Annotated in this window: 4 protein-coding genes and 1 pseudogene; 4 read left to right on the top strand and 1 reads right to left on the bottom strand. The window is 42.8% G+C overall.

All coding sequences use genetic code 11. The annotated features are described in order from the left end of the window. Positions 1-475 (top strand): annotated as a pseudogene (locus tag Q1W15_RS23940) (hypothetical protein); the annotation flags it as partial. Positions 476-785: 310 nt separating this feature from the next. Then, on the top strand, positions 786-1,583 hold the full coding sequence (locus tag Q1W15_RS23945) for a hypothetical protein (RefSeq protein ID WP_300733642.1): 798 nt from the start codon (positions 786-788) through the stop codon (positions 1,581-1,583). A gap of 78 nt (positions 1,584-1,661) precedes the next feature. On the opposite strand, the gene Q1W15_RS23950 is transcribed toward Q1W15_RS23945, so the two are convergent. Beyond that, positions 1,662-1,850, bottom strand: a complete 189-nt coding sequence (locus tag Q1W15_RS23950; RefSeq protein WP_300733644.1) for a hypothetical protein — start codon at positions 1,848-1,850, stop codon at positions 1,662-1,664. Between the two features lie 120 nt (positions 1,851-1,970). Here Q1W15_RS23950 and Q1W15_RS23955 point away from each other — a divergent pair, with 120 nt between their 5' ends. Further along, the gene (locus tag Q1W15_RS23955) at positions 1,971-2,528 is read left to right on the top strand and encodes an N-acetylmuramoyl-L-alanine amidase (protein WP_300733646.1); all 558 of its coding nucleotides are present in this window, start codon (positions 1,971-1,973) and stop codon (positions 2,526-2,528) included. A gap of 1 nt (position 2,529) precedes the next feature. Continuing rightward, the coding region (locus tag Q1W15_RS23960) for a hypothetical protein (protein WP_300733648.1) at positions 2,530-2,721 on the top strand (192 nt) is incomplete at its 3' end.

Below are 2,721 nucleotides of genomic sequence, written 5' to 3' on the forward strand. Positions count from 1 at the left end.
TGTTGTTGTATCTGCGTTCGGTGTAAACGCAGATATGTTCTACGTAGGGACAAATAACAGCAACAAGAAAAAACCATTTATAGTACTGACCACGCCGCAGGTTATCAACGGTACGCTGTATCCTGCAGGTACTTGGATAGATACTGCTGTCATTGCTAATGCTACAATTGGTACAGCGCACATTAAGGATTTAGCAGTCACTAATGCTAAGATTGCAAATGCTACTATTCAAGATGCTAAGATAGCTAATCTTAATGCTGCTAAGATAACGGCAGGATTTTTAAACGCTCAGCGTATACAAGGCGGTAGTATTGAGGCTGATAAGCTATCTACTAACGCTATTGACACTATCTCCATTAAAGCGCGTAATGCTACTTTTATAGGTTCTGATGGAAGTAAACAAGTTATCACAGGGGGTAAGACAGAGATGTTTTATCCTAATGGAAAAATTGCAGTTCGCATGGGAGTTTGGTAATGCCAGCAGGATTACAAATGTACAGCCCTGATGGGGCTTTAGTGATGGACACTACTAAGTACAGCTTTAAGTACTTAGGGGAGATGGTCGTTACCACTGGGGAGGGCACTAAACGTGTCACAGGAATACCTAGCAGCAGTAAGCTGGCTGTTTTCGTCGTACCATTAGGCAGAACTTCTCCAATGGGTACTTATGCTGTAGCTGGTATAGTAACAGGATCGCCAGATGTGTTCGGGTGGACTTACTACAAGTATGCTGGCTATCCGTCAATACCAACGCTGCCTACTAAAATTGTATACGGGTACTACTAATGGACATATTTAAGGTACACAGAGAAGACGGGTCTGTACAATTTCAGCTATCGGACATACTATACGTTTTGCACAAGAAGATAGTAGTTTCTACTTCTTATGCTCCTAACGGACCTAACTATAGTAGCGTAGAGCACCACACGCTAGATTGCGTAAACCCCATTGTTTTTGTGAGGGGGTCACCTAATTTGCAAGGCAACCTCGGGTTTTGTGACCATACTCTGACAGATGTCGGAAATGGTAAAACACAGCTAACGCTTAAATTAAGCTCGGTAAGCACGGCACGTGTAGCAAACTATACGTTGTATGTATTTGTATCTGTCAAAGATTTCAAGTGGGCTACTCTACCAAACGTTGCACCCCACTTTGAAGTGTTCAATGAAGATGGTGTGCAAATACTGGGGTCAGGTAGCAAAGTGTTGAACATGGTTGGTATTTCATCCGCAGGGGCTAACCATCTAAATAACGTAGGGAACCCAAACTTCAACATGGCTTACTATGGTGGAGGTTCTTTTGTAGAGGCAACAGGTACAATTACTAGGTGGGAGATACCTAAACCACCTTTTGGAAAAGAATACGCAGTTCAACTTCCTAAGCTTAGAAACGGTGCTTACGCATCTAGTGGGTGGTCTTGGTCTGTTACAGAGAACTTAGTGGTTACGGCTACTGGTGCATACATACTGGCACACGATGACGGAAATGACTCAGGTAGTGACCCTAGTATAGGTGAATTTGTTGCTATGCATGGAGGACGCTTTAATACGGCATTTCCTGTTGTAGATGTTACAGGGTACTGACGAGACACATGTGTCTCTTACAGACGCAGGTTAAAAATAAAACCCCTATTTAGGGGCTTTATACGCACAAAAATAAAATTACTCTTTGGGTGCAGTTACTGGCTCGGTAGTGATGTTGTAGGTCATTTCGCCTTTGTCTAGTGACAGCGTGAAGCTTTTTACTGTAACGCCTGCAGCATACTGGTAAGTTTCAACGATATCATTGAAAGAGCTAAGGGCACGTACTACAGGCATTGATAGAGCAGGTGTATTTGATTGAGCAGCCATCTGACTATTCCTAGTGGTTAAGTGAGATTCAGATAATACACTAGGTTGTATCAAATAAGCTATTTTGTTTATCTTGCCTATTCTGCAATAATGCAAGCAACTTCAACAGGAGATTACACAGTGAAATCTATCTACGTGGGCGCAGGGCATTCAAACACAGACTCTGGTGCAGTAACTTACCGCACAGAGAATGGCGTTAAAGTACAGTACACAGAGGCTAAGCTAATGTCTAGACTCCGTAATATTGTATCGTTTGTGCTTCGTGAGCATGGTATACCGCATACCGTTGATGGTACTGGTCTAACCAATGAAAACTTGAACACATCCATCGCTAAAGCTAAGCAAGCAGATATAGCAATTGAGCTGCATCTTAACGCCGCCTCGCCTGCTGCGAAGGGTGTAGAGGTACTAACGTCACCTGATAAGAAAGAGCAAGCACAGCGCATTGCACGAGCTATTGCACGTGTACTTAATCATCCTTTGCGCGGTGAACAAGGCTATAAGCCAGAGAACTCAGGACAGCACAGTCGGCTAGGCTTCGTTAGTCAAGGAAAAGGCATGGTAGTAGAGTGCTTCTTCTTGACTAACGAAAAAGAGTTATCTGATTACTTGGCTACTGAATGGACGGTAGGACGTGCAATTGCAGACGAATTAATCTTAATTGCGAAAGGTATATAACATGCTTCTAGTTAATCGTGCGTTAATTTATGGTTTGCTGTTTTTCATGCTAACCACTGCAGGTATGACAGGTTTTGCTATCTACCGTGGTGAAGTCATTACTGGATTGCAGCTACAGCTTATGCAAAAAGAAGTAACCAATATTAAAGTCACTCTCGATGTGCAATCTGATGCAGATGCTATCGCAGATAAA

This window comes from Pseudomonas sp. (assembly GCF_030150285.1).
Taxonomy (GTDB): Bacteria; Pseudomonadota; Gammaproteobacteria; order Pseudomonadales; family Pseudomonadaceae; genus Aquipseudomonas.

Excerpts from the sequence above, each read along its gene's own strand:
- Q1W15_RS23945 (WP_300733642.1), top strand. The coding sequence starts at position 786 with ATGGACATATTTAAGGTACACAGAGAAGACGGGTCTGTACAATTTCAG.
- Q1W15_RS23950 (WP_300733644.1), bottom strand. The coding sequence starts at position 1,850 with ATGGCTGCTCAATCAAATACACCTGCTCTATCAATGCCTGTAGTACGT.